This window comes from Bifidobacterium parmae, assembly GCF_002860365.1.
Classification (GTDB): domain Bacteria; phylum Actinomycetota; class Actinomycetes; order Actinomycetales; family Bifidobacteriaceae; genus Bifidobacterium; species Bifidobacterium parmae.
The window spans coordinates 12884-38065 of the sequence record NZ_NMWT01000010.1 but is presented as its reverse complement, the minus strand read 5'-3'; the positions used below and the strand labels follow the sequence as shown (position 1 = coordinate 38065).

General features: G+C 67.8%; 18 protein-coding genes, 1 pseudogene and 1 riboswitch. Of the genes and pseudogenes, 9 read left to right on the top strand and 10 right to left on the bottom strand.

All coding sequences use genetic code 11. From position 1 onward, the window contains the following. Window positions 1-10: 10 nt before the first annotated feature. Window positions 11-1554 (bottom strand): annotated as a pseudogene (gene arc / locus Uis4E_RS04520) (proteasome ATPase). 16 nt (window positions 1555-1570) lie between these two features. Then, entirely contained in the window at window positions 1571-2278 is a 708-nt protein-coding gene (locus Uis4E_RS04515; protein WP_101622119.1) for a DedA family protein, read from the bottom strand. A 65-nt stretch (window positions 2279-2343) separates the two neighbouring features. Here Uis4E_RS04515 and serB point away from each other — a divergent pair, with 65 nt between their 5' ends. Next, window positions 2344-3054, top strand: coding sequence for a phosphoserine phosphatase SerB (gene serB / locus Uis4E_RS04510; RefSeq protein WP_101622042.1), 711 nt, complete (start codon window positions 2344-2346; stop codon window positions 3052-3054). Here the strand turns inward: serB and fmt are convergent. From fmt to rpoZ, 5 genes are all read right to left on the bottom strand, one after another. Further along, window positions 3051-4022 (bottom strand): methionyl-tRNA formyltransferase, encoded by a 972-nt coding sequence (fmt, locus tag Uis4E_RS04505; protein ID WP_101622041.1) that lies wholly within the window; start codon window positions 4020-4022, stop codon window positions 3051-3053. The genes serB and fmt overlap by 4 nt on opposite strands. A gap of 104 nt (window positions 4023-4126) precedes the next feature. Continuing rightward, window positions 4127-4831, bottom strand: coding sequence for an HAD family hydrolase (locus Uis4E_RS04500; RefSeq protein WP_101622040.1), 705 nt, complete (start codon window positions 4829-4831; stop codon window positions 4127-4129). Window positions 4832-5076: 245 nt separating this feature from the next. Next, window positions 5077-7389, bottom strand: coding sequence for a primosomal protein N' (locus Uis4E_RS04495; RefSeq protein ID WP_101622039.1), 2313 nt, complete (start codon window positions 7387-7389; stop codon window positions 5077-5079). A gap of 209 nt (window positions 7390-7598) precedes the next feature. After that, on the bottom strand, window positions 7599-8825 hold the full coding sequence (metK, locus tag Uis4E_RS04490) for a methionine adenosyltransferase (RefSeq protein ID WP_101622038.1): 1227 nt from the start codon (window positions 8823-8825) through the stop codon (window positions 7599-7601). Next, a riboswitch (SAM riboswitch) is annotated at window positions 8821-8908 on the bottom strand. Its footprint overlaps the gene before it by 5 nt. Window positions 8909-9129: 221 nt before the next feature. Continuing rightward, window positions 9130-9459 (bottom strand): DNA-directed RNA polymerase subunit omega, encoded by a 330-nt coding sequence (gene rpoZ / locus Uis4E_RS04485; protein WP_101622037.1) that lies wholly within the window; start codon window positions 9457-9459, stop codon window positions 9130-9132. Window positions 9460-9967: 508 nt separating this feature from the next. On the opposite strand from rpoZ, the gene Uis4E_RS12320 reads away from it, so the two are divergent. The 3 genes from Uis4E_RS12320 (at window position 9968) to Uis4E_RS11845 (ending at window position 10643) form a co-directional block, all read left to right on the top strand. Then, window positions 9968-10096, top strand: a complete 129-nt coding sequence (locus Uis4E_RS12320) for a hypothetical protein (RefSeq protein ID WP_274518548.1) — start codon at window positions 9968-9970, stop codon at window positions 10094-10096. Between the two features lie 132 nt (window positions 10097-10228). Then, window positions 10229-10357, top strand: coding sequence for a hypothetical protein (locus Uis4E_RS12315; protein WP_274518547.1), 129 nt, complete (start codon window positions 10229-10231; stop codon window positions 10355-10357). Window positions 10358-10481: 124 nt separating this feature from the next. Then, window positions 10482-10643, top strand: a complete 162-nt coding sequence (locus tag Uis4E_RS11845; protein WP_165784847.1) for a hypothetical protein — start codon at window positions 10482-10484, stop codon at window positions 10641-10643. A gap of 2 nt (window positions 10644-10645) precedes the next feature. Here the strand turns inward: Uis4E_RS11845 and Uis4E_RS04480 are convergent, their stop codons facing one another. After that, window positions 10646-11746 (bottom strand): glycerate kinase family protein, encoded by a 1101-nt coding sequence (locus Uis4E_RS04480; protein WP_243394333.1) that lies wholly within the window; start codon window positions 11744-11746, stop codon window positions 10646-10648. Window positions 11747-12038: 292 nt separating this feature from the next. On the opposite strand from Uis4E_RS04480, the gene Uis4E_RS04475 reads away from it, so the two are divergent. Both Uis4E_RS04475 and ilvD read left to right on the top strand, forming a co-directional pair. Then, a complete protein-coding gene (locus Uis4E_RS04475) occupies window positions 12039-13118 on the top strand; it encodes a Fic family protein (protein WP_101622118.1) in 1080 nt (359 codons plus the stop codon). 101 nt (window positions 13119-13219) lie between these two features. Further along, the gene (gene ilvD, locus Uis4E_RS04470; RefSeq protein WP_101622035.1) at window positions 13220-15085 is read left to right on the top strand and encodes a dihydroxy-acid dehydratase; all 1866 of its coding nucleotides are present in this window, start codon (window positions 13220-13222) and stop codon (window positions 15083-15085) included. Between the two features lie 297 nt (window positions 15086-15382). Here ilvD and Uis4E_RS04465 read toward each other — a convergent pair whose 3' ends face one another. Beyond that, a complete protein-coding gene (locus Uis4E_RS04465; protein ID WP_101622034.1) occupies window positions 15383-15748 on the bottom strand; it encodes a phage holin family protein in 366 nt (121 codons plus the stop codon). Window positions 15749-15912: 164 nt separating this feature from the next. Here Uis4E_RS04465 and Uis4E_RS04460 point away from each other — a divergent pair, with 164 nt between their 5' ends. From Uis4E_RS04460 to Uis4E_RS04450, 3 genes are all read left to right on the top strand, one after another. Further along, window positions 15913-16959, top strand: coding sequence for a LacI family DNA-binding transcriptional regulator (locus Uis4E_RS04460; protein WP_101622033.1), 1047 nt, complete (start codon window positions 15913-15915; stop codon window positions 16957-16959). A 321-nt stretch (window positions 16960-17280) separates the two neighbouring features. Further along, window positions 17281-18594, top strand: coding sequence for an MFS transporter (locus Uis4E_RS04455; RefSeq protein WP_101622032.1), 1314 nt, complete (start codon window positions 17281-17283; stop codon window positions 18592-18594). A 421-nt stretch (window positions 18595-19015) separates the two neighbouring features. After that, window positions 19016-20593: a glycoside hydrolase family 32 protein gene (locus Uis4E_RS04450; RefSeq protein ID WP_101622031.1), complete on the top strand. Its 1578-nt coding sequence runs from the start codon at window positions 19016-19018 to the stop codon at window positions 20591-20593. Window positions 20594-20871: 278 nt separating this feature from the next. On the opposite strand, the gene Uis4E_RS12310 is transcribed toward Uis4E_RS04450, so the two are convergent. Then, window positions 20872-24969 (bottom strand): bacterial Ig-like domain-containing protein, encoded by a 4098-nt coding sequence (locus tag Uis4E_RS12310; RefSeq protein ID WP_101622030.1) that lies wholly within the window; start codon window positions 24967-24969, stop codon window positions 20872-20874. Window positions 24970-25182 lie beyond the last annotated feature (213 nt).

Here is a 25182-nt window from a genome sequence, read left to right as displayed (position 1 = left end):
CCACTCCTTGCTACTGTTCCACGCCGCGGATCGCGGTGACGGTTCCGGCGTCGAAGCCGTTGACGCGGCTCCACTGCACGGGGTCGGCGTCGAGCAGCGAGTCGCGGGTCTCCGCGAACTCGTCCTCGACGGCCCGCGCCAGCAGGTCCACGCCGATCGCCACGTCGCCGCCCTGTCCGATCGACGCCTTGACGGCGAGCGTCTTCGCCCGGTCGACGATGTTCTTGAGGCTCGCGCCGCTCGTCACGTCGGCGAGGAACAGCGCGTTCCACGTGCCGTGCTCGTCGCGCACGTCGGCGAGATGGCGGCGTGCGGAACGCGTGTAGATGTCGCGCACGAGCACGCGGGCGAGCGCGTCCGCGTCGAGGCCCGGATCGAGCGGCAGGTCGTCGGTCAGATAGTGGCGCACGATGGCGACGGCGGCCTCGCCGTCCGGCCGGTCGATGCGGATCTTCACGTCGAGACGGCCCGGGCGCAATACGGCCGGGTCGATCATGTCGACGCGGTTGGAGGCGCCAATCACCATCACGTTGCCGAGCGATTCGACGCCGTCCAGTTCGGCGAGGAACTGCGGCACGATCGTCGTCTCCACGTCGGAGGAAACGCCGGACCCGCGCGTGCGCAGCAGCGAGTCCATCTCGTCGATGAACACGATGACGGGACGGCCGTCGGCGGCGCGTTCGCGGGCGCGCTGGAAGATGAGGCGGACGAGGCGCTCCGACTCGCCGACGAACTTGTTGAGCAGTTCGGGGCCTTTGACGGACAGGAACACGCCCGGTTTGCCCGTGCCCGCGCCTTCGGCGAGCGCGTGGGCGACGGCCTTCGCGATGAGCGTCTTGCCGTTGCCGGGGGACCGTACAGGAGCACGCCCTTGGGGGCGGCGAGATCGTAGCGGGCGAACAGGTCGCGGTGCTGGAACGGCAGTTGGACGGCGTCTCGGATGCGGTCGATCTGGCGGTCGAGGCCGCCGATGTCGTCGAACGTGACGTCGGGCGTCTCCTCGAGCACGAGGTCGGCGTCGTCCTGCTTCGGCAGCGCGGCGACGGCGATGCGTCCGGACGTCTCGACGACGACGCGGTCGCCCTTGTCGAACGAAACGGAGGCGAGCGCGCTGGCGCGGCGGACGACGCCCGGATTGCCGCCCGCGTCGGCGACGACGAGACGGCCGTCGGCGAGCGTCTCCGCGACGGTGCGGACCGGACCGAGCACGTCGTGGTCGCGTTGCTCGACGAGCACCATCTTCTCGTTGAGGACGACGGTGGCGCCGGTGGCGAGACGGGACGCGTTGAGGTTCGCGGCGACGGGCACGACCATGCGGCGCGTGCCGGCGATGACCTCGGCGCTGGCGTGCTGCACGCCCATGTCGTCGATGCGCGACGAGTCGACCTTCACCATCGTGGCGAAGGTGAGCGGCGGCTGGGCGAGCTGCGCCAGCTGCGAGCGCGCCTTGGTGAGCTCCTTGCCGGCGCGGTTCAGCGCCTCGGCGAGCGCATGGTTCCTCGCCATGAGCCGGTCGTTCGCCTCCGCCAGCTCGCGGGCCGTCTCCTCGCTCATCGCCTCTCCTTTCCGTTCATCGCCTGTTCTGCATCACTGTACGCACCTTGCGCACGACCCACACGGCGATGACCACGATGAAGGCGACGATGACCACGTCCTCGAACACGTTGAGCACCCCGAGGATCGAGCACCATCCGGCGCCGAGGAAGTATCCGGTGGAGACGAGGATCGTGTTCCATACGGCGGAGCCGAGCAGCGTCCATCCGGTGAAGTGCAGGAAGTTCATGCGGTTGAATCCGGCGGGGATGGAGATGAGCGAGCGCACGACGGGGATCACGCGGCCGATGAGCACGCTCCACGTGCCGTATCGGGTGAACCAGTCGTTCGCCTTGTCCACGTCGTTGCGGCTCACGCCGGGGATCCGGTCGGCGGCCTTGTGGATGCGGTGCAGTCCCACCCACCGGGAGATGCCGTACAGCGCCCACGCACCGAGCAGGGAGCCGACGGTCGCCCAGATGATCGCCTCGGCGAGGTGCAGGGTGCCGCGGGAAGCGGTGAATCCGGCGAGCGGCAGGATCACTTCGGAGGGGATCGGCGGGAAGATCGATTCGAGTGCGATGGCGAGTGCCACGCCGATGCCGCCGACCGTCTCCATGAGGGAGACGAGCCAGTCGGTGATGATCTGGATGAGGCCGCCGTCGCCGGTCGGGCAGACGGGAGCGGCGGCGGAGGCGGCGAGGGCGGGGCGGACGGTCGTGGCGGCCGCTGCGGTCGTGGTCATGGCGTCATGGATGGCGTCGAAAAGCATAGGGGGTATTGTCCCAAGGTTTTTCGACAATCGGAGGCATGACGCTTGAAACCACGCAATTCCTTGACGAACACGACGCCGGCGCGGCCGGACCCGATCTTCCGGAGCCGCCGACGCTCGCCGAGCCGGGACTGCTGGTCATGGACGTCGATTCGACGCTCATCGACGAGGAGGTCATCGACGAGCTGGGCGAGGCTGCCGGCTGCGGCGAGCGCATCGCCGAGGTGACGGAGCGCGCGATGCGCGGCGAACTCGAGTTCTGCGACGCGCTGCGCGCCCGCGTGGCGCTGCTGGAGGGCCTGCCGGTCTCCGTGTTCGACACGGTGCACGACAAGCTGCATTTCACGCGCGGCGCGTTGGCGCTCATCGACGAGCTGCACGCGCACGGCTGGAAGGTGGGCGTCGTGTCCGGCGGATTCCATGAGGTGGTGGACCGTCTCGCCGAGGAGGCGCGCATCGACCATTGGCTCGCGAACCGTCTCGACGTGCGCGACGGCCGTCTCACCGGCCAGGTGGTCGGCGACATCGTATGCAAGACGGTGAAGCTGCACGCGTTGCGCGAATGGGCGAAACGCGACGGCATCCCGATGGCGCAGACCGTGGCCGTGGGCGACGGCGCGAACGACATCCCGATGATCCAGGCCGCGGGGCTCGGCATCGCGTTCTGCGCGAAGCCGAAGACCCAGTTGGCCGCCCACGAGGCCATCAACGAACGCGACCTGACGAAGGTCCTCGACTTCCTGCGCTAGGCGAGGCGGGCGCCGGGGGCGAGGCGGGCGCCACGCGCCCAGTCGGCGGCGCGCATGGCCTTCTTGCCCTGCGCCTTGACTTCGAGGAGTTCGAGCGGCGTGGTGCCGGTGCCGACCCACACGTTGCGCTTGCCCGCTTCGAGTTCGCCCGGTTCAAGCGACGTGGGCGCGTTCGGGTTCGCGGCGTCGGCCGGCTGGGCGCGCAGTATGTGGAGGGTGATCGGCTCGGTGTCGTCCGCGTCGCCGCCCGCGTGCAGCTTGCACCATGCGCCGGGGTGCGGCGTGCAGGCGCGGATCTGGCGGTCGATCCCGTCGAGCGGATCCGTGAAGTCGATGCGCGCGTCCTCGACGGTGATCTTGTGCGCGTACGTGAAGCCGTCGGCTGGCTGCGGCGTGTAGGCCGCGGTCCCCTCCCCCACGCGTGCGAGCGCGTCCACGTACATGGGCGCGCCCTCCTCGGCGAGACGGTCGAGCAGTTCGCCGGAGGTCTCGCGGCCGGTGAGCGTCACGCTCATCGTCGCGATGACGGGGCCGTCGTCCAATCCGACGCCCACCTTGAACACGTCGGCGCCGGTGGTCGCGTCGCCGGCCCAGATGGCGCGCTGCACGGGGGCGGCGCCGCGCCACGCGGGCAGGTTGGAGAAGTGGAGGTTGTACCAGCCGAGCGGTACGGCGTCCAGCACGTCGGCGGGCAGGATGTTGCCGTAGGCGATGACGGCGGCGATGTCCACGTCCAGGGACTTCAGCGTGTCGAGGAAGCCGGGGTCGCGCGGCTTCGCGTCGATGACGGGGATGCCGAGCTCGAGCGCGGCCGCCTTGACCGGGCTGGGCTTCAGCTTGCGGCCGCGGCCGGTGGGCGCGTCGGGACGGGTGAGCACGGCCGCGACCTCGAATCGCGGGTCGGCGGCGAACGCCTTGAGGGACGGCACGGCCACGTCGGGGGTGCCGGCAAACAGCAGTCTGAGCATGGAGCGGTGGGATTCCTTTCGATGGGATGGGGATATGGGGCGTTCGTGGTACGCCCCCTCAGTCGGCTGCGCCGACAGCTCCCCCTCAAGGGGGAGCAGAAACGTTACTGGAGGGCGGGGATGTTCACGCCGTTGGCGATGAGCAGCTCGCGCAGCCTGACCGGGTCCTTGAAGCGGACGCCGCGGATGCCGGCGGCGTTCGCGCCGACGATGTTCATCGCCTTGTCGTCGATGAACACGGCGCCGTCGGCGGTGATGCCGAACTCCTGCAACGCGCGCTCGTAGATGTCCTTGTGCGGTTTGCGCAGCTTCACGTAGCCGGAGACGACCTTGCCGTCGAGCCGTCCGAGGATCGGCGTGGCTTTCTCGGCGATCGGGAACAGCTCCTTCTCCCAGTTGGACAGGCCCCACACGCCGATTCCCGCGGCCTTGAGGTCGTTGATGAGCACGCGCGCGCCGGGCACGACGCCGACGAGCGAGTCCTCGAAGTTGTCGAGATAGTACTTGAGGATGTCGGCCCACTTGTCGCCGTGGGTCTCGCGCATCCACGCGACGCCCTCCTCGGGGGTGGCGCCGCCGTCCATGCGGTCGTTCGCGTCGTAGAAGCCGGAAACGTCGTTGTCGAGGAACTCGTCGATGGTCTTCCGGCTGTAGCGCGGGATGAGCACGGCCGCCGGATCCCAGTAGATGAGCACGTTGCCGAAGTCGAAGATGACGTCGGTGATCGGCTTGCCCGCGTTCGCCGCGGCCTCGCCGTCGGCCACCAGCACGTCGTAGTCCATTTCCGGTTCTCCCGGCCAACCCTTCATCGCGTCTCCTTACGTTCGTCCGTATGTTTCCGCAGGCGGGGTGCGCCCGTCGCCGCCATCATGTTCCCATGCGTGCGGGACGGTGGGCGTGGACGCGGGATTCCCACGAGGGAACCACCCCCACCCGCTTCGCGGGAGCCCCCGCCGGCGGGGGCGATGATGAAGGCACTCGCAGGATTCCAGGGCGGGGCGGAGGTGACGGTCTCCGGCGGGAGCGGAGGTGACGGCCTCCGGCGGGGCGGCTCTCAGATGAGGTCCTTTCTGTCGAGTTGGAAGCGCAGTTCGCCGGGTTCGCGGGCGGCCACGTGGCGGGCGACCTCGGTGCGCAATCGTTCCGCGAGCTCCTCGCGCCGCGCGTGCGGCACGCGGATGACGGCGCGCACGCGGTCGGCGGTCACTTCGAGTTCGCGCGCGTCCACGGTGCGTGGCTGCGGGATCGGCACCGGCCCGAGCACGCCGGGCAGTTCCGGAACCGTCGACGGCGTTCCTCCCCCGCCCGGCAGCGGGCAGACGGCCATGTCGCCGCCGATCGCCGCGCCGACGGCGTGCAGCGCGTCGTCGACGGCGTCGCGCCGGCCCCACACGCAGGCGACGGAGACGACCGGCGGCATGCCGGTCTCGTAGCGTTCCGCGAGTTCGCGCGAGGCGAGCATCGAGGAGTCCCAGAGCATCAGCGACTGCGCGATGGCCGGATCGGTCTCCCCGAGCAGCAGCGCCTGTCCGCCCTGTTCGCGCGGCGCGCATAGGGCGACGGCGCGCATCCACGCGGCGAGCGTGTCCACGCGCGCGTCCAATCCGGGCGCGTACAGGCTCGTCCACGCGTCGAGGATCGCGACGGCCGCGTAGGGGGCGTATCGGGGTCCGTCGCCTTGCGGCGCGCGCACGCGCGGTTCCGCGCCGGGCGTCGCGATGACGATCACCGGGCGGTGGTCGATCTCGCCGATCACGCCGCCCGGCTGGCTGGGCGACGACAGCAGGACGGGCACGCCGCGGAACAGGCCGCGCAGTTCGTCGGCGGTGCCGGCCGCGCCGACGCGCACGACGCGCAGCCGTTCGCCGTGGCAGTGCGGGCACGTCCAGTTCGACGCGGCGGCGCCGCACCAACGGCAGCGCGGCACCGGATTGCCGTTCACGCGCTGCAGCGGCCCGGTGCAGCGGCGGCATCGCGCCTGCCGCAGGCATTTCGGGTTCGCGCAGCTCAACGCCTCCGACACGCCGTCGGAGGGGATGGAGAAGAGGACGGGGCCGGAGCGCAGCGCCTCGCGGATGTTGCCGACGGCGACGTGCGGCACGCGCGCGCCGATGGACGGGTCGGCGAGACGCGCGAGCTCCTCGCGGTTGAGCCAGCGCACCCACGGCATGGCGTCACGGAGCACGGTGGGCAGCGGGCGGACGGGTGTGGCCGGGCCGCTCACCGCGGTCGTGACGGCGCGCCGCGGCACGCCGGGCAGTCCCACGGCCTCCATCTGGCTCAGCGGGCTGCGCGCGTTGGCGAGCGCGACGAACACGCCGCCGTGCGTCCGCGCTCGCAGACGCAGCACGCCTCGCGCGTGCGCGTACGGCATCATGCCGTCGGCCTGCTGGTAGGCGACGTCGTCCATGATGGCGAACAGTCCCGGCCCGTCGACGGGCGCGTACATGGCGGCGCGCGGCCCGATCACGCATCTCACCTGCCCGGTGGCGACGGCGAGGTAGGCGCGGTAGCGGTCGACCGGCGACATTTCGGCGCTGAGGATGGCGACGTCGCCGGTCCAGCCGCCGGTCGCGGCGCCGGCGCGTCCCGGCCCGAACGGCGCGAAGCCGAGCGCGCGCATCGCGTCGAGCACGTCGTGCGTATCCTTCATGCCGGGCAGGACGATGACGGCCGCATGCCCGGCCGTCAGCGATTCGGCGGCCATCCACGCGAGCGCGCGCGCGGCCTGGCCGACGCCGGGCAGCGGGTCGAAGACGAACGAACGGAAGGCGCGGGCGTGCAGCGCGTCGCGCAGGTCGCGCACGCCCGCGTCGTATTGTGCGGCGATGCGGTCGTAGCAGGCGTCGACGCGTGCGGCGGCCTCCTCCGGCACGTGCGCGGCCCCCGACGCCGAGGCGCGACCGGCGAATCCGGCGACGAGACGCTGCTCCTGTTCGACTTTGGCGACGCGCGGCGGCACGGTGAGGCGCAGGATGTTGGCGCGCGTGCCGCCGTACGCGTCGGCGATGAGCGTGATGTCGCGGCGCATGGCGGCGGGGACGAGGACGTCGCCGCCGAGCACGCGTTCCAGGTAGCGCAGGGAGGAGCGCGGCACGTCCGAGGATGCGGCGCGCTCCCAGATCACGCCGTTGACGCGTTGTCCGCCGAACCGGACGCGCACGAGCGCGCCGGGACGGGCGGCCTCGGCATCCTTCTCGTCGACGTAATAGTCGAAGGTGCCGCCCAGATGCGTGGCCTGGATATCCAGCACGACGCGCGCGATCGGGTCGTGCGCGGCGGGCGTGTGCGCCGCGGGCGCGCGACGGCGCCGCCTGCGGGGGGCGAGCCCTTCAAGCGCCAGCTGTTCCGCTTCCATTCCGGTCATGGCCACCATCGTAATGGCACTGAAAAAGGACCGGTACGGATGTACCGGTCCTTCATCGGTCAGGCGTGTCGCGTCGCCGCCCATTCCCCATGGTGCGGTTTGAAGGTTTTGTAAAACCGCGGCAACAAGCCGTTTTCGCCTACCGCACCATGAGAGTTTTACCGCACCATGGGAATATGGCGCGGGATGGGAGGGTCAGGCGAGGCTGGTCAGGCGAGTTCGGCGACGGCGGCCTTGAGGGCGTCGACCTTGTCGGTGCGCTCCCACGGGAAGTCGACGTCGACGCGGCCGAAGTGGCCGTAGGCGGCGGTCTTCGCGTAAATCGGGCGCTTCAGGTCGAGTTCGTCGATGATCGCGGCGGGGCGCAGGTCGAACACCTTGCGCACGGCGGCGGCGATCTGGGCGCGGGTCACGCCCTCCTCGGTGCCGTAGGTCTCGACGTTCACGGAGACCGGGTCGGCCACGCCAATCGCGTAGGCGACCTGGACCTCGACGCGGTGCGCGAGGCCGGCGGCGACGATGTTCTTCGCCACCCAGCGGGTCGCGTAGGCGGCGGAACGGTCCACCTTGGACGGGTCCTTGCCGCTGAACGCGCCGCCGCCGTGGTGGGCGGCGCCGCCGTACGTGTCGACGATGATCTTGCGGCCGGTGAGGCCCGCGTCGGCGGCCGGACCGCCGAGCACGAACGAGCCGGTCGGGTTGACGAGCTGGCGGTAGTCGTCGTGCGCCACGCCCTCGCCGAGCACCTCGTCGAGGATCGGGTCGATGACGTGCGCCTTGAGCTGGCCGCGCAGCCATTCCTGCGTGACCTCCGGATCGTGCTGGGTGGAGATGAGCACGGTGTCGACGCGCAGCGGATGGTCGTTCTCGTCGTATTCGATGGTGACCTGGGTCTTGCCGTCCGGGCGCAGGTGCGGCACCTCGCCGCTCTTGCGCACTTCGGTCAGGCGGTAGGCGAGACGGTGGGCCAGATAGATGGGCAACGGCATGAGCACGTCGGTCTCGTCGGTGGCGTAGCCGAACATGACGCCCTGGTCGCCGGCGCCCTGCGCCTCGTAGCGTTCCTCGCGGCTGGCGGCGGACTCCTTCTCGCCGCTCAGACGCGCGACGCCCTGGTTGATCTCGGCGCTCTGGCCGGTGATGGCGACGATCACGCCGCAGGAGTCGGCGTCGAGGCCGACCTCGGAGGACGTGTAGCCGATGCGGCGCAGCGTCTCGCGCACCTTGGACTGGACGTCGACGTAGCCTTCGGAGGTCACCTCGCCGAACACGAGGAACACGCCGGTGGCGGCGGAGGTTTCGACGGCGACGTGGGACTGCGGGTCCTGGCGGAGCAGTTCGTCGAGAATCTCGTCGGAGATCTGGTCGCACACCTTGTCCGGGTGGCCTTCGGTGACGGATTCGGCGGAGATGAGCTTGCGCTCCTGGTTGGTCATATCATCCCTCTTTCGGACTTATCGCCCCGCGTGCCGCGGGATGTCCCTGAGGGCTTCCGGCGCGGGCGAGGCACAATGATACGGATTGTTCTGTTTTCTTCTGGACCGCACGGGCTTCGACGCGGCATCGCGCGCCATGGACGCAGCCTCACGGCTACGAAAAAGGCCCGTGCCAGACCATCGGATGATGGTCGGCGCGAGCCTCAGGTCGTTCGCTCCTGTCGTCCAGTTCTACACGACACGCCGTCTTGGGGCAAGCGTGTGTCGGGGAATCAGGGCGCGGCGGGGCGGATGTGCCGGAAGGTCAGTTGCCTTCGGTCAGGTCGTCCTCACCGAGGGTCTCCTCGAGCAGGCCCTCGTTGATCTCGCGGAAGGCGATGGACAGCGGCTTCTCGTTGTTCTGGTACTCGACGAGCGGGCCGACGTTCTGCAGCAGGCCCTCGTTGAGCTGGGTGAAGTAGGAGTTGATCTGACGGGCGCGCTTGGCGGCGAAGATCGCCAGCGCGTACTTGGAGTCCGCGTGCTCCATGAGATCGTCGATCGTCGGGCTGGCCAGACCGTCGGGGGTGGGGCTGGTGCCGAACTCCTCGTTGCCCTTGACCTCGGTGGTCTCGGTCTCGGTTTCTTCTGCCATATTCATGCTCCAAACCATGGAAAATCTATCTCAACCGCAACGAGTATAGCCGGGTGCGGGGACTCCCCCGCCGTCGCGCCGGCGCGACGGACGACGCCGCGACGGCCGGCGACGGTCGTCTACGGATGCCGCCGGTCGTCGACGGTCGACGGCGGACCCGCATGCGCACGCCTGCGGGCACCGCGACACGCCGACGGGCGACGGATCGCCGGAAATCCGCCGTCGGCGCCCGCGACGGCCGCGCGGCGACGAAGGCCCCGGAATGGACGACGCGTCAAAACCCAATGATGGCAACGATTCACGGACGCGATTCCTGCCAACGTTTGCATCGAACCGGTTCGACACTTGCGGCGATTGACCTGCGAGGACAGGGCGCGACACGCCGGAATCGACGATTCCCCCTTGCGCAGGTCACGATGACGCGCTATTCTGAAACCGGTTTCAGAAAGGAACCGGAAAACAACAAAGCAAAGCCACCAAGGGGCTTTGACCAACGAAAGGAATGGATATGTCGTTCAAGGATTCCATGATTCGCGGTCTCGCCATGTACGGTGCCAGCACGATGGCCCAGCACTCCATGGGCAACACCAAGGTCCTCTCCGACCTCGTGAACGAGTCCGACAAGCTCGGCCGCTGAATCCAGCGCTAACAAGTACAGACTTCGCGACGCACGCCGGCGATACGGAAGACATGCCGCGGCGTCGCACACCGAAAAATGCAAACGTGGTCATCGGCCCAACGCCATGACCGAACCTGAAAGGAAATCATTATGTCGTTCAAGGATTCCATGATTCGCGGTCTCGCCATGTACGGTGCCAGCACGATGGCCCAGCACACCATGGGCAACACCAAGGTGCTCTCCGACATCGTCAACGACGCGCAGAAGATCGCCCGCTGAATCTGATTCATGACTTGTCGGCTCGCGCCTGAGCCGACCGCTGTGTGAGAGAGAAGAGAAGACGGGGGTTCCGGATGATTCCGGAACCCCCGTCTTTCGTATACACGACTACCATCGGCGGGGCGTGGAACTGCTGCTCGGCACGGCGATTCTCGCGCTCGGCGTCGGCACGATCGTCGCCGCCGCCATCACCGGCCCGTTCGTCAACGCCATCAACCGCCGCTGCCGCTTCGTCCCCGCCGTCGATCCGCACGCCGCCGCACATGTCTCAACTCGGACAGCCTGAGGTCAACGTCGCTCCGCGCCGGAATGCAGCCGCAACGTGCGCACGACCTGTTCGGCGGTGAACGCGACGTTGTCGGCGGCGTGCCGGAGCAGGTCGTCGAGCGTGGCGGCGCCGGGGGCGATGCCGAAGACCGCGTCGATGCCGACCTCGTGCAGTTCGCCGACGCCCCTGCCGATGTGGCCGGCCACGGCGATGACCGGGCGGCCGTGCCGCTTCGCGGTCCTGGCTACGCCTGCGGGCGTCTTGCCGAATTTGGTCTGGAAGTCGATCGAGCCTTCGCCGGTGAACACGACGTCGGCCCATCGCGCGGCCTCGTCGAGTCCGGACTGCTCGATGACGAGGTCGACGCCGGGCATGAAGCGCGCGTGCAGGAACGTGAGGAGCGCGGCGCCGATGCCTCCGGCTGCGCCCGCGCCGGGGCGGTCGGCGACGTGGACGTCCAGCTGGCGTTCCACGACGATGGCGAAGCGGGTCAGGGCCTTGTCGAGCAATGCGACGTCGGCCGCGGTGGCTCCCTTCTGCGGGCCGAACACGGCGCTGGCGCCGTCGGGGCCGGTCAGCGGATTGGTCACGTCGCAGGCGGCGACGATCTCGACGTCCCTGACGCGCGGGTCGAGGCCGGTCAGGTCGACGTGGTCGAGGCCGGCGAGCGCCGCGCCGCCGGGTTCGAGGTCCCGTCCGTATCCGTCGAGCAGCCGGGCGCCGAGCGCCTGGAGGAGTCCCGCGCCGGCGTCGTTGGTGGCGGAGCCGCCGAGTCCGACGAGGATGCGTCGCGCGCCCGCGTCGAGGGCCGCGCGGATGAGTTCGCCGGTGCCATACGAGGAGGTGACGAGCGGGTCGCGCTCGCCGGGGTCGAGCAGCGCCAGGCCGCTGGCCTCGGCGGTCTCGACCACGGCGGTCGCGCCGTCGCCGAGCATGCCGAAGGACGCCTTGACCGGGCGTCCGAGCGGGTCGCTGGCGTCGATGGTGCGCATCGCACCGCCGGTGGCATCGGCGAGCGCGCGCGTGGTGCCCTCGCCGCCGTCCGCCATGGGCAGGCATCGAACCTCGGCATCGGGGTCCGCGTTCTTGATGCCCCGTGCCATCGCCTGCGCCGCCTCCATGGCGGTCAGGCTCTCCTTGAAGGAATCCGGGGCGCATAGGTATCGCGTCATGGCTCACAGCCTACCCCGCACGCGTCGGGGCGGAAATGTTTACCACATAACGCAAGGAACAATTTCGAGCCGAACAGTCGATTGTTACGTGCCGATTATGCCCTTGACGGGGCCTGCTCGCCTCGGCGTCGAGCTACGGGTACCGGACACCATCTGCATCATCGTCATGTTTTCTGCATCATTTTGCTATCATATGATGCAGAAAACATGACGATGATGCAGGAAACGAGGTATGACGACGATGAGGACATTCGACTACATCGCATCGGCGGCGGATCTGCTCACCCCGCGCACCACAAGCCTGCTCACCGCGATTCATGAGGAACGGGGACGCCAAAGCGTGCAGGCATCGATCCGTCCGGACATCCTGACGACGCTGACCGCGGTCGCCCGCGTCCAGAGCATCGACACCTCCAACCGCATCGAAGGCATCTCGACCAGCGACAAGCGGCTCCACGCGCTCGTCGCCGAGAAAGTCGCGCCACGCAACCGCGCGGAGGAGGAGATCGCCGGATACCGCGACGTGCTCGCGGTCATCCACGAAAGCCACGACTACATCCCGCCCACTCCGGGCGTCATCCTCCAACTGCACCGCGACCTGTTCCGCCACACCCCCCTCGCCTTCGGCGGACGGTTCAAGGACACCGACAACGTCATCATCGAACGCGACGCGACCGGCGAAAGCCGCGTGCGCTTCGCGCCGCCATCGGCGCTGTCCACCCCGGAACTGGTCGGACGCATCTGCGACGCCTACGCCGAAGCCATACGCGACGGGCACACCGACCCGCTGCTCGTCACCGCCATGTTCACCCTCGACTTCACCTGCATCCACCCGTTCAACGACGGCAACGGACGCATGAGCCGGCTGCTCACCCTGCTGCTGCTCTACCGCAACGGCTATGAGGTCGGCAAATACATCAGCCTCGAGCATCTCATCGAGAGCGGCAAGGAGACCTACTACGAGGCGCTGGCGGCGAGCACCACCGGATGGGACGACGGCGCGAACGACTACGCCCCGTTCACGAACTACCTGCTCGGCGTAATCCTCGCCGCCTACCGGGAGTTCGACGCCCGCGTCTCGGCCATCGAAGGCGAGAACCCGTCGCGCGGGGGGACGGCCGGAAGGAAGACGACCAAGGCGCGACGCATCGCCATCCTGTTCGACGAGACGCTCTCGCCGCTGTCCAAGGCCGACATCCTCGCCAAACTGCCCGATGTCAGCGCCGTGACGGTCGAACGCGCATTGAGGGCACTGCAGGACGACGGCGTCATCGTCAAAATCGGCGCCGGACGCGCCACCCGATACGTGAGGCGACGCTGAAAACCGGGACGACGCGGACGTGCGCGAAGTAACATCCTCGTGAATTCCACATATTGACTCTTGACAAAACGCGTGTCCCGATTAAGGGCTTGAATGGAACCATGACCGAAATGCGATCCGCAAAACTCATGTCCGGCCGCGTCTTCGCAGGCGCGCGCGCCCTCTACCGTGCCGCAGGCGTCAGCGGCGACGATATGGGCAAGAAGCCCATCATCGCCATCGCCAACTCCTTCGACGAGTTCCTCCCCGGCCACGTCCACCTCAACAAGGTCGGCCGCATCGTCTCCGAGGCCATCAAGGAGGCCGGCGGCATCCCGCGCGAGTTCAACACGATGGCCGTCGACGACGGCATCGCGATGGGCCACACCGGCATGCTCTACTCCCTGCCCTCCCGCGACATCATCGCGGACACCGTCGAATACCAGTGCAATGCGCACTGCGCCGACGCCCTGATCTGCATCCCGAACTGCGACAAGGTCGTCCCCGGCATGCTGATGGCCGCGCTGCGCCTCAACATCCCGACCGTGTTCGTCTCCGGCGGCCCGATGGAGGCCGGCACCACCGTCCTCGCCGACGGCACCGTGAAGAAGAACACCGACCTCATCTCCGTGATGTACGCCTCCGCCGACGACAACGTCTCCGAGGAGGACCTGCTCAACTACGAGAAGACCGTCTGCCCGACCTGCGGCTCCTGCGCCGGCATGTTCACCGCCAACTCGATGAACTGCCTGACCGAGGCCATCGGCCTCGCCCTGCCCGGCAACGGCACGATCCTCGCCTCCCACAAGTACCGCAAGGACCTGTTCAAGCGCGCCGCGCAGCAGGTCGTCAAGATCGCGAACCAGTACTACCGCGATTCCGACGACTCCGTGCTGCCGCGCTCCATCGCCACCAAGCACGCGTTCGAGAACGCGATGACGATGGACGTCGCGATGGGCGGCTCCACCAACACCGTGCTGCACATCCTCGCGATGGCCCAGTCCGCGGACGTGGACTTCACGCTCGACGACATCGAGCGCATCTCCCACACCGTGCCGTGCATCTGCAAGGCCTCGCCGTCCGGCAAGTGGGAGATCTCCGACGTGCACCGCGCCGGCGGCATCACCGGCATCCTCGGCGAGCTCGACCGCGCCGGCAAGCTGCACAAGGACGTCCATTCGATCGACTACCCGTCGCTCGAGGCCAAGCTCGACGCGTGGGACATCATGCGCCCCACCTGCACCGAGGAGGCCAAGAAGATGTACCATGCGGCCCCCGGACACATCATCTCCCCCGAGCCGTGGACGCACGAGACGCTGTTCGACTCGCTCGACACCGACCGCGAGCACGGCGCGATCCACGACATCGACCACCCGGAGATCCACGAGGGCGGCCTCGCCGTGCTGCGCGGCAACCTCGCCCCCGACGGCTGCGTCGTCAAGACCGCCGGCGTGCCGGAGGAGATTTGGAAGTTCCGCGGACCGGCGCTCGTCGTCGAATCCCAGGAGGAGGCCATCAAGGTCATCCTCGACGACACTTTGAAGCCCGGCATGGCGCTGGTCATCCGCTACGAGGGCCCGAAGGGCGGCCCGGGCATGCAGGAGATGCTGTACCCGACCTCCTTCGTCAAGGGCAAGGGCATCGGCAAGCAGGTCGCCATGCTCACCGACGGCCGCTACTCCGGCGGCTCCTCGGGCCTGGCCATCGGCCACATGGCCCCGGAGGCCGCGAACAAGGGCCCGGTCGCGCTCATCAAGAACGGCGACATCATCGACATCGACATCGAGGCCCGTTCCGTGAACGTCGAACTGACCGACGAGCAGCTGGCGGAGCGCCGCCGCGAGCTCGAGGCCGGCGACGGCTACGTGGCGCACCGCGACCGCAAGGTCTCGCAGGCCCTCAAGGCCTACGCCGCCTTCGCCCGCTCTGCAGACAAGGGCGCGACGCGCGACCCGGAGCTCATCAACAAGCTCTCCGGCCTCGCCTGATCGAAGCCGGTTCCGGCCGCGCCGGAACCGGACGGCCGGGGAATCCGCGTCCTACTCGTCGATTCCCCGGCTGAAACACCCGTTATCCGCGATGTACAGCATCAAATAGGACATTTCCCACGGTGAAAGCGTCCATTTGACGCTGTAGATCGCGGATTTCGTCTATTTGAACCCGTGGTATGGGTACGTGAGACCGTGGTTGGCCGGCCGGTCGGTCCCAGCGACCGGTGGAGTCTCCCCGGCCGGCCCCAGCGGCCGGCGTGGTCTCCCCGACCGGTCACTCCTCGGCCGGTCTCCTCACTCCCCGATGATCGAGGAGACCACGCCGGAGACGACGGCCATGATGATCGAGCCGATCGTCGCCCACCAGAAGCCGTGCACGTAGACGCCGACGCCGAACAGGCTCAGGGCGAGCCACGAGGCGAGGCGCATGAACAGCCAGTTGATGACCAGATACAGCACGCCGAACGTGAGAATCGTGAACGGCAAGGCGATCGCCTGCGTCACCGGCTTGACGGACGCGTTGATGAGCGCCAGGAACAGGGAGAACGCGGCCACGCCGAGGATCGGCGGCTCCCCCACCGTCGTCATGCCGGGCAGCAGCAGCACCATGACCGCCGCCGCGATCGTCAGCACCAGCCATTCGATCAGAAAGCTTCTCATAGCGCCCATCGTAACGACGCGCCCGTCGGGCTCGTCACGCAGGCGGCGGCACATCAACGGCATCTTCACCCCGTGACGGATGCGTGACGCGCGGCACACAATATGGTCCACGTCACACATCCCATATCCGACATGCCGCGACACGCGGGTGTATCGTTTGACGTATGGTGACGATGAAGGAGATCGCGAAGCGCACGGGGGTATCCATTTCGACGGTGTCGCTGGTGATGAACCACCGCGACGCGGGGCGCGTCAAACCGGCGATCGCGGCGCATGTGCGCGAGGTCGCCGAGGAGCTCGGCTACCAGGTGAACCCGATGGCGAGCTCCCTCAGGACGAACCGCACGCGCACGATCGGCTTCATCAGCGAGGAGGTCGCCACCACCCCGTACGCCGGCGGCATGATCCTCGGCGCACAGTCGGCGGCCAGCCAGCTCGGCTATCTGCTCATCACCGTCAGCACCGACGGCGGCATGGACGAGGGCGAGGAGATCGACGCGCTGAACCGCTACGGCGCGGACGGCTTCCTCTACGCGAAGATGTCGAACCGGGTGACCGGCCTGCCGGACCGCCTCAAGCACAGTCCGGTCGTGCTCGTCGACGCGACCGATGCGGACGGCACAATCCCCAGCATCGAACCGGACGAATACCGGATCGGCTACGACGCGACCAAGCGGCTCGTCGACGCGGGATGCGAGCGCATCGCCTATGTGGGATGCTCCGAGCCGATGATCGCACAGGAGGGCCGTCTCGCCGGCTACCGCGCCGCGTTGGAGGAGGCGGGGCGCAAGATCGACGACCGTCTCATCATCAGCGTGCTCAACAACGGCCCCGCGTTGGAGGCCGTCTCCGACCTGTTCGACTGGGAACGGCCGGACGGGTTCTTCTGCTTCAACGACGCACGCGCCTGGTACGTGTACGAGTGCGCGGCCCGCCGCGGTCTCACCATCGGCCGCGACGTGTCGGTCGTCGGCGTCGACAACCACCGCGTGTTCGCGGAGACGTTCTCGCCGCAGCTCACGACGGTCGCGCTGCCGCATTTCGAAATGGGATACTGGGCGGCCGCGAAGGTGATCTCGATGATCGAGCAGCGTCCACTCGACGATCTGCAATGGCCGGAGACGACGGCGCCGATGCCGCCGCTCGACGCGGAGATTCCGGCGAAGGTCCACTGCACCCTGATCGAGAAGGAATCGGTGCGTAAGGCCTGAGGCCGCGGGCACCCTTCATCCCCCGCGGCTTCGCCGTCAAACGGTTTCGCAACTCGATATCGAACCGGTTCGGAAAGGCGTTGCATCAAACGTTTGACACACTGGAAATATTGAGACACGCCGGAGTTGCGTTTAACGTTTGACGTAAATCGTTTGACGGTTTATAGTGAGAACCACAACGAACACGATTCCCCGCCACGGCGCGGCAGCCGCGACAGGGAACCCCGCCCGAGGCCATGACGGCCCGGACCCACACAACAAGCCATATGGAAGGAAGCGCCCGCGTCGCAGCGGACGCGAGAGACAAGGGAATACAAACAAATGGCAACCAAGGCAAAGACGTCTGCGTGGAGGAACCCCTCCTACCTGCAGAGCTCCTTCGGCATCTTCATGTTCTTCTGCTCCTGGGGCATCTGGTGGTCCTTCTTCTCCAGGTACCTCATCGACGGCGTCGGCATGACCGCCGCCGAGCAGGGCCAAATCTACTCGATCAACTCGCTGGCCACGCTGATCATCATGTTCGTCTACGGCGTCATCCAGGACCAGCTCGGCATCAAGCGCAAGCTCGTCATCTTCGTGTCCTTCGTCGCCATGCTCGTCGGACCGTTCGTCCAGTTCGTCTACGCCCCGATGCTCAACGCCGGCGGCACCACCCGCTTCATCGGCGCCCTCATCGGCTCCGTCGTGCTCTCCGCGGGCTTCATGTCCGGCTGCTCCCTGTTCGAGGCCGTCACCGAACGCTACTCCCGCCACTTCAACTTCGAGTACGGCCAGTCCCGCGCCTGGGGCTCCTTCGGCTACGCGATCGTCGCCCTGTGCGCCGGCTTCCTGTTCAACATCAACCCGCTGATCAACTTCTGGGTCGGCTCCGCCTTCGGCCTCGGCATGCTGCTCGTCTACGCCTTCTGGATCCCGTCCGAGCAGAAGGAGGAGCTCAAGAAGGAGGCCGATCCGAACGCGGCCCCGACCAACCCCTCCTTCAAGGAAATGGTCTCCGTCCTCAAGATGCCGACCCTGTGGGTGCTCATCGTCTTCATGCTGCTGACCAACACCTTCTACACCGTGTTCGACCAGCAGATGTTCCCGACCTACTACGCCTCCCTGTTCCCGACCATGGAGATCGGCAACGCCACCTACGGCACGCTCAACGGCTTCCAGGTCTTCCTCGAGTCCGCGATGATGGGCGTCGTCCCGATCATCATGAAGAAGATCGGCGTGCGCAACGCCCTGCTGCTCGGCGCGACCGTCATGTTCCTGCGCATCGGCCTGTGCGGCGTGTTCCACGACCCGATCTCCGTCTCCATCGTCAAGCTGTTCCACTCCATCGAGGTCCCGCTGTTCTGCCTGCCGGCGTTCCGCTACTTCACCCTGCACTTCGACACGAAGCTGTCCGCCACGCTGTACATGGTCGGCTTCCAGATCGCCTCGCAGGTCGGCCAGGTCATCTTCTCCACCCCGCTCGGCATGCTGCATGACCACATGGGCGACCGTCCGACCTTCTTCACCATCTCGGCGATCGTGCTCGCGGCCCTGATCTACGGCATCTTCGTCATCAAGAAGGACGACCAGGACGTCGGCGGCGACCCGTTCTACACCGACAAGCAGCTGCGTCAGATGGAAGCCGCCAAGGCCTGATCCGACGCCTCTCCCCGCCGGAGGCAGTCACCCACGGCAGACATCCTTCCTCCCGCCAGCGGCAGGTGGCGCGAAGCACCGGAGGGTGGACGACGGGCACGACAGCACAACCCGAACGACCACCCTCAGTCGCCTTCGGCGACAGCTCCCGCCAGCGGGAGCGAAGTAGAAACACACCGCCCCACCGCCCGCCAGCGGGAGCGAAGAGAAACGCACCACCCCGAGCGAAATAGGACGCACCGCCCCCGAGCGAAATGCGCTGCTCCGCAGTCTGCGGGGTGGAGCGAACCCTCCAACCAACACCTGTGGCGGTCGCAACGGCTTTCCCCTTTTTCTCCGTTGCGACCGCCGCACCCTACACGTGAAACCGCCCCACCCGAACCAACCCACCAACCAACCCAACATCACACAAGGAAGTGCCATGACCGATTTCACCCCCGCCAACCCGGTCCTCACCCCGATCCGTGACCACGCCGAGGAGCTCGCCAAGGCCGAGGCCGGCGTCGCCGCCCTCGCCGCGAAGCGCAACGACCGCTGGTACCCGAAGTTCCACATCGCCTCGAACGGCGGCTGGATCAACGACCCGAACGGCCTCACCTTCTACAAGGGCCGCTGGCACGTCTTCTACCAGCTGCACCCGTACGGCACCCAGTGGGGCCCGATGCACTGGGGCCACGTCTCCTCCGCCGACATGCTCACCTGGAAGCGCGAGCCGATCATGTTCGCCCCCTCGCTCGAGCAGGAGAAGGACGGCGTGTTCTCCGGCTCCGCCGTCATCGGCGACGACGGCGCGCTGCGCTTCTACTACACCGGCCACCGTTGGGCCAACGGCCACGACAACACGGGCGGCGACTGGCAGGTCCAGATGCTCGCCACCCCGGACAATGACGAGCTGACCTCCGCCACCAAGCAGGGCATGATCATCGACTGCCCGACCGACGAGGTCGACCACCACTACCGCGACCCGAAGGTGTGGAAGACCGGCGACAAGTGGTACATGACCTTCGGCGTCTCCTCCAAGGAGAAGCGCGGCCAGATGTGGCTGTTCTCCTCCGACGACATGGTGCGCTGGACCTACGAGCGCGTGCTCTTCCAGCACCCGGATCCGGACGTGTTCATGCTCGAATGCCCCGACTTCTTCCCGCTCCATGACAAGGACGGCAACGAGAAGTGGGTCATCGGCTTCTCCGCCATGGGTTCGAAGGCGAAGGGCTTCATGAACCGCAACGTCAACAACGCCGGCTACATGATCGGCACCTGGGAGCCGGGCGGCGAGTTCAAGCCGGAGACCGAGTTCCGCCTGTGGGATTGCGGCCACAACTACTACGCGCCGCAGTCGTTCCACGTGGACGGCCCGGAGCACGGCGGCGACGGCCGTCAGATCGTCTACGGCTGGCTGAGCCCGTTCGTCGATCCGGTCCCGATGCAGGAGGACGGCTGGTGCGGCCACCTCACCCTGCCGCGCGAGATCACGCTCGGCGACGACGGCGACGTCGTCACCGCCCCGGTCAAGGAGATGGAGGGCCTGCGCGCCGACACCTTCGACCACGGCGAGATCACGCTCGACATCGACGGCGAGAAGACGATCTGCGACGACGCCGAGGCGGTCGAGATCGAGATGACCATCGACCTCGCGCACTCCACCGCCGAGCGCGCCGGCCTCAAGGTCCACGCCACCGAGGACGGCGGCTACACGTACGTCGCCTACGACGACCAGATCGGCCGCGTGGTCGTGGACCGTCAGGCCATGAAGCACGGCGACCGCGGCTACCGCGCCGCCCCGCTCACCGAGGCCGAGCTCGCCGCCGGCACGCTGGACCTGCGCGTGTTCGTCGACCGCGGTTCCGTCGAGGTGTACGTCAACGGCGGCCATCAGGTGCTGAGCTCCTACTCCTACGCCTCCGAGGGCCCGCGCGCGATCCGCCTCTCCGCGGAATCCGGCTCGCTCAAGGTCACGTCGCTGAAGGTCCACCACATGAAGTCCATCGGACTGGAGTGAGTCCCCTCTCCACCATCCGTAACCATCGATAAGCCCCTCCGGTGAGGCGAAACCGACACTTTGTGTCCGGTTCGTCTCGCCGGAGGGGCTTTTCGTGAAACACTGCAGGCACCATCCGTCCGTGTTGTTTCACCTACGGGCCCACGCGAAACGATACGGGCAGCAGGCCGACGTCCCGTCTCGTCTGGCAAGCCTCCAGCGAGACGAAACGGACATGAGACGTCGTCCCCGTTCCGCCGGTGGCGACGGCCTTCATCGTGATGATGGTGTCGCGCCGATCAGCCGCGGCGCCTGCGGGTGATGACCAGCACGCCGGCCACCGCGGCGAGCAGCGCGACGACGCCGACCACGCCGGCCACCGAGGAGCCGGTCGCGGACAGTCCCTTGTTCATGTTCGGCTTGGCCGTCGTCTGGCCGTTGCCGCCGGCCGCGCCGGCGCCCGGCGCGGGCTGCTGCTCGGGGCCGGGCGTGACGGGCGCGGCCTTGACAGTCACCGTGAACGTGGCGGACACGCCGCGGTAGGACACGGTGACGGTCCGGGTGCCGGCGGTCGTGGAGTCGAAGCCGGAGACCGTGTACTCGTCGTCGGCGAGCGGCTTGCGCTCGGTCTTGCCGTCGCGCTGGTAGACGGCGGCGACCTTGAGGCCGGCGAGGTCGAGCGTGTCACCGACCGTGTACTCGGTCTTCGCGGGGGCCGTCACGTCGAGCGAGGCGAGCGTGGCCGCGTCGAACGTGACCGTGTAGGTGGCCGTATTCGCGCCGTCGGCGGAGGTCACGGCGATTTCGGCCTTGCCGCCGAGCGCGCCCTCCTTGACCGCGTCGCCGGTCACCTTGACGGTGGCCGCGTTGTCCTTGGCGTAGGCCTGCAGGACCGGGTTGGCTTCGGCGTCGATCGGCAGGTCGACCGTGTAGTCGGTCTTGGCCGGGTCGAAGCCGTCGATGGTCGCGCCGTCGAGGCGCAGGTCGCCGAGCGTCGCGTCGTCGGAGGGGGCCGCGACCCGCTTCGCCTCGTGGATGCGCACTTCGGAGATCTTCGCGTAGTAGTTCGCGTTGTCCGCGTAGGTGAGCTTCAGGCGCACTCCCTTGGTGGCGGGCAGCTTGTCGAGCGCGACGGTGGTCACGTCGCCCCGGTTGATGCGCAGGCCGGTCTCGGCGGTGACGCCGGAGTCTTTCCAGGTCGTGCCGTCCGCGTCGAGGACCTGCACGGCGAACGACTTCGGCGTGGCTTCGCCGAACGAGACGAAGTCGAGCGAGTGGAGCGTGCGCGCCTTGTCGAACGTGTAGCTCACCCACGGGTCCTTGTCCGTGTCGGAGTCCTCGCTCTTCCAGTTCGACCATGCCTTGCCGTCGGTCGCGCCGTCGCAGGTGTTGCCGACGACGTTCGCGCCTTCCGTATAGGAGGCGGCGGCGTTGGCGCAGAACGTCTTGGCGAGGTTCTCGCCGTTGACGGTCTCGCCCTTGGTCACGTACACGGTGAGCGTGGCGGGGATGGTCGTGCCGGTGCCACTGCCGTCGTCGACCGTGCCCTTGACGGTCACGGTGCCGGTCGCGGCGAGCTTGTCGTCGGCGAGCGTGGACCAGTCCCACGTCACGTCGCGCGCGAACGCTCCGGAGGCGCGCACATGCGCGTCGACGGTGGCGGGCGCGGCGGCCTTGACGTCGGCGGCGGTGGAGCCGGCGGCGACGGTGACGGACGCCGGATCGGTCGCGGTGAACGCGCCGACGGTCACGGTCGCGGCGACCGGGAACTCGTTGCCGTAGACGTCCTTGGCGACGGCGGTCGCCTCATAGGCGCCTTCCTTGGTGATGTCCACCTTGGAGACGTCCCAGCCGGCGGCGGTGATGTCGGCCTTGCCCTCGCCCCACGTGTAGTAGAGGGTGACGGTCTTCGGCAGTGCGGCGGCCGCGTTCACGGCGGTCTGCACGTCCACGGCCTTGGTGCCGGTCGGGGTGACGTCGCGCAGCGTCCACGTCTGGTTCGCGGAGGGCGACGTGCCGGTCGGCGAGGTCCACAGGCCGACCTTCGTGCCGGCGGCGGTGCCCGAGCCGTCCACGTCGAGGTTCTGTTTGGCGGCGGCGTTGAGCAGCTGGTAGCCGGATCCGTCGGACGTGTTGAGGATCCATTTGGCGGCCGGGTCGGACTTCGCCTGTTCGACGGATTCATCGGACAGGTCGTTGGTGCCGTTCTTGGAGACGAGCACCTTGCCGTCGGCGTCGGCGATCACGTACGCCTTGAGGTCGGGGCGTTCGGTGCCGGACTGGTCGATCTGGGTGAACGTCCAGGTCTGCTTCTTCGCGTCGGCGGCGGTGGTGGCCACGTCGGCGAGGGAGAGCGCGGAATCGCCGCTCGCGACCTCGGCGACGGCCTTGCCGGACTGCCTGCCGACGAGCTGGTATGTGCGGTCGGTCGCGGCGGCGACGGCGGCGTCGGCGTGTCCGGTGACGCCCTTCAACTGGATGGAGGCGATCGAGCGGGCGGGGACCGTCACGGTGGCGGTCTTGGCGGCCTTGTCGATGACGATGGAGCCCGCGGCCTGCCTGACGTTGCTGGTCTTGGCGAACACCTCGGGGGTGGCAGAGTCGACGCCCTTGTCCTTGTCGGACTGGGCGGTTTCGGTCGTCAGGTAGAGGTCGCCGGACGCGTCGTCGGCGATCCGGCCGTACTCGGACAGGTCGATGACGAACGTCTGGGCGCCGGTGCCGGAGTTGCGGTGCACGATCGTCTGGGTCGCGCCGTCGGCGGAGGTGGCGGTCATCGTGTTGTCGGCGTCGTTGTTGGCGATGACCTTGTCGCCGGCGTGGATGAAGCGGGTGATGGCCTTGACGCCGTTGTACTTCGCGTTCGCGATGACGGTGCACGGGGCGAGGCCGTCGGTCGTGCCGCCGTTGTTGTTGACGCGGCGCTCCGAGTAGAGCTTGCCGTCCTTGCCGGCCACGGTGCAGTCGAAGTCGATGAGCACGGTGCCCCAGTTGGTGTTCTCGCCGGCCGGGTTGACGTTCGAACCCATCTGCATGTTGTACTGGTCCTCGACGACCTGCCAGAACGTGAAGTCCTTGGATTGCAGGCGGTTCACGTTGGAGCTGATGTAGCCCATCATGCCGAGCGCGTTGTCGAAGCCGTACGGGTTGTACGAGCCGGACTGCCAGGAGCCGTCCACCTCGCTCATCGAGAGCTTCTTGCCGTCGGCCTGCGCGATGTCGCGGGCGAGCATCTGGCTGCCGGTGGAGTAGGCGTGCACGTTGTACTGGCCGACGAGGTCCCTGACCTCCTGCGGGTAGGCGTCGTACGACTTGACGAAGTCGGAGGCGTTGGTCGCGTCGGTGGCGGAGATGACGGTGCCCTCGTTGCCTGCGAGCACCTTGGACAGGGCCTTGATGGTGGCCTGCTGCTGGGAGTTGCCCACGTGCATGCCCTCCTGCGGCTTCTTCAGCGCGTTGGAGTACGGCGTGATGGTCTTGTCCTTGTCGGAGTAGTACGTGCTCCAGTAGTTCCTGATGAGGTCCTCGTCGGAGTCGCCCTTGCCGTCGTAGTCGGAGGCGGTCGTGCCCGGGGTGCTCCAGTAGCTGGTCTCGGACTCGTTGAACGGCTCGACGGTGTCGACGTTCACGCCGAGGCTTTCGAGATGCTCGACGTTCCTGGCCATGTACTGGGCGAACTTCTCCGGGTCCTTGAGGTTGTTGGCGCTCGCGTTGTAGCCGCCGGTCGCGTACCCGTTCTCGGTGAGGAACCACGGGGCGGAGTTGGCGAACGCCTCGACGTCGGTGATGTCGGCCTTGCCGTTCGTGCCTTCCACGCCGCGCGTGATCCACCAGTCCTGGGCGGCGGATTTGCCGAAATCGTACTGGTCGTCATCGGTCGGGTCGAACGCGGCGGCGAGCTTGTCCTTGTCGGCCTGCTTGGTGGTGACGCCGTCGCCGTACACGCCGGCCGAGCCGTCGGCGTCGTCCTTCCACGTGCCGGGCACGGCGGCGCCCTGGCGCATGAACGGGTAGCCGTACGCCACGTCGGAGGCGTTGCCGCCGCCCACGTTGTAGCGCACCATGTTGAGGTCGAGTCCGTCCGAGCCGAAGATGGACTGGTAGAACTGTTCGCGCAGCCGCTTGCCGTATGCGACGGCCTGCCGCTTGGACGCCTCGTCGCCGAGGTTGGTGGTGATGGACGATTCCTCGCCGAGGCCGCCGGTCGCGTTGGCGAACCAGGCGAGCGACGTGCCCCAGCCGTCGAACTCGTTGGCGTACCACGGGTTCGGGGTGACGGTGACGATGGTGGCGTTGCCATCGGCGGCCTCCGCCGTGCCGACGGCGGCGAACGCGCCTCCCGTCGTGAGCGTCGCCGCGGCGGCCAATGCCGCGAGCGATCTTCCCAATGCCTTCATTGTGCTCCTTACTGTGCGATTCCGCCGTCGTCATCGATGCCGCGGCGGCTCGTCCACGAGCCCCCGTCATGCGGTCACGCCGACTCCGGCGTTCGCGTCGGCTCCTTCACCCGACGCGCGGAGACGCCCATGCAAGATGTTTGCGCAAACATTCTCCGTTCCCGTAATTCTACCACGGAGGCGTTCGTCCGTCCCCGCCGCCTCTATACTTCT

What these genes read in the sequence shown, in the direction of transcription:
- rpoZ (WP_101622037.1), bottom strand. Translation starts at nt 9,459, where the DNA reads ATGGCAGAAGAAACCGAGACCGAGACCACCGAGGTCAAGGGCAACGAG.
- Uis4E_RS04450 (WP_101622031.1), top strand. Translation starts at nt 19,016, where the DNA reads ATGACCGATTTCACCCCCGCCAACCCGGTCCTCACCCCGATCCGTGAC.
- Uis4E_RS04515 (WP_101622119.1), bottom strand. Translation starts at nt 2,278, where the DNA reads ATGACCACGACCGCAGCGGCCGCCACGACCGTCCGCCCCGCCCTCGCC.
- Uis4E_RS04480 (WP_243394333.1), bottom strand. Translation starts at nt 11,746, where the DNA reads ATGGAGGCGGCGCAGGCGATGGCACGGGGCATCAAGAACGCGGACCCC.
- Uis4E_RS04495 (WP_101622039.1), bottom strand. Translation starts at nt 7,389, where the DNA reads ATGACCGGAATGGAAGCGGAACAGCTGGCGCTTGAAGGGCTCGCCCCC.
- Uis4E_RS04500 (WP_101622040.1), bottom strand. Translation starts at nt 4,831, where the DNA reads ATGAAGGGTTGGCCGGGAGAACCGGAAATGGACTACGACGTGCTGGTG.
- Uis4E_RS12315 (WP_274518547.1), top strand. Translation starts at nt 10,229, where the DNA reads ATGTCGTTCAAGGATTCCATGATTCGCGGTCTCGCCATGTACGGTGCC.
- Uis4E_RS12310 (WP_101622030.1), bottom strand. Translation starts at nt 24,969, where the DNA reads ATGAAGGCATTGGGAAGATCGCTCGCGGCATTGGCCGCCGCGGCGACG.
- metK (WP_101622038.1), bottom strand. Translation starts at nt 8,825, where the DNA reads ATGACCAACCAGGAGCGCAAGCTCATCTCCGCCGAATCCGTCACCGAA.
- Uis4E_RS04465 (WP_101622034.1), bottom strand. Translation starts at nt 15,748, where the DNA reads ATGAGAAGCTTTCTGATCGAATGGCTGGTGCTGACGATCGCGGCGGCG.
- Uis4E_RS04455 (WP_101622032.1), top strand. Translation starts at nt 17,281, where the DNA reads ATGGCAACCAAGGCAAAGACGTCTGCGTGGAGGAACCCCTCCTACCTG.
- ilvD (WP_101622035.1), top strand. Translation starts at nt 13,220, where the DNA reads ATGACCGAAATGCGATCCGCAAAACTCATGTCCGGCCGCGTCTTCGCA.
- Uis4E_RS04460 (WP_101622033.1), top strand. Translation starts at nt 15,913, where the DNA reads ATGGTGACGATGAAGGAGATCGCGAAGCGCACGGGGGTATCCATTTCG.
- fmt (WP_101622041.1), bottom strand. Translation starts at nt 4,022, where the DNA reads ATGCTCAGACTGCTGTTTGCCGGCACCCCCGACGTGGCCGTGCCGTCC.
- Uis4E_RS12320 (WP_274518548.1), top strand. Translation starts at nt 9,968, where the DNA reads ATGTCGTTCAAGGATTCCATGATTCGCGGTCTCGCCATGTACGGTGCC.
- Uis4E_RS04475 (WP_101622118.1), top strand. Translation starts at nt 12,039, where the DNA reads ATGAGGACATTCGACTACATCGCATCGGCGGCGGATCTGCTCACCCCG.
- serB (WP_101622042.1), top strand. Translation starts at nt 2,344, where the DNA reads ATGACGCTTGAAACCACGCAATTCCTTGACGAACACGACGCCGGCGCG.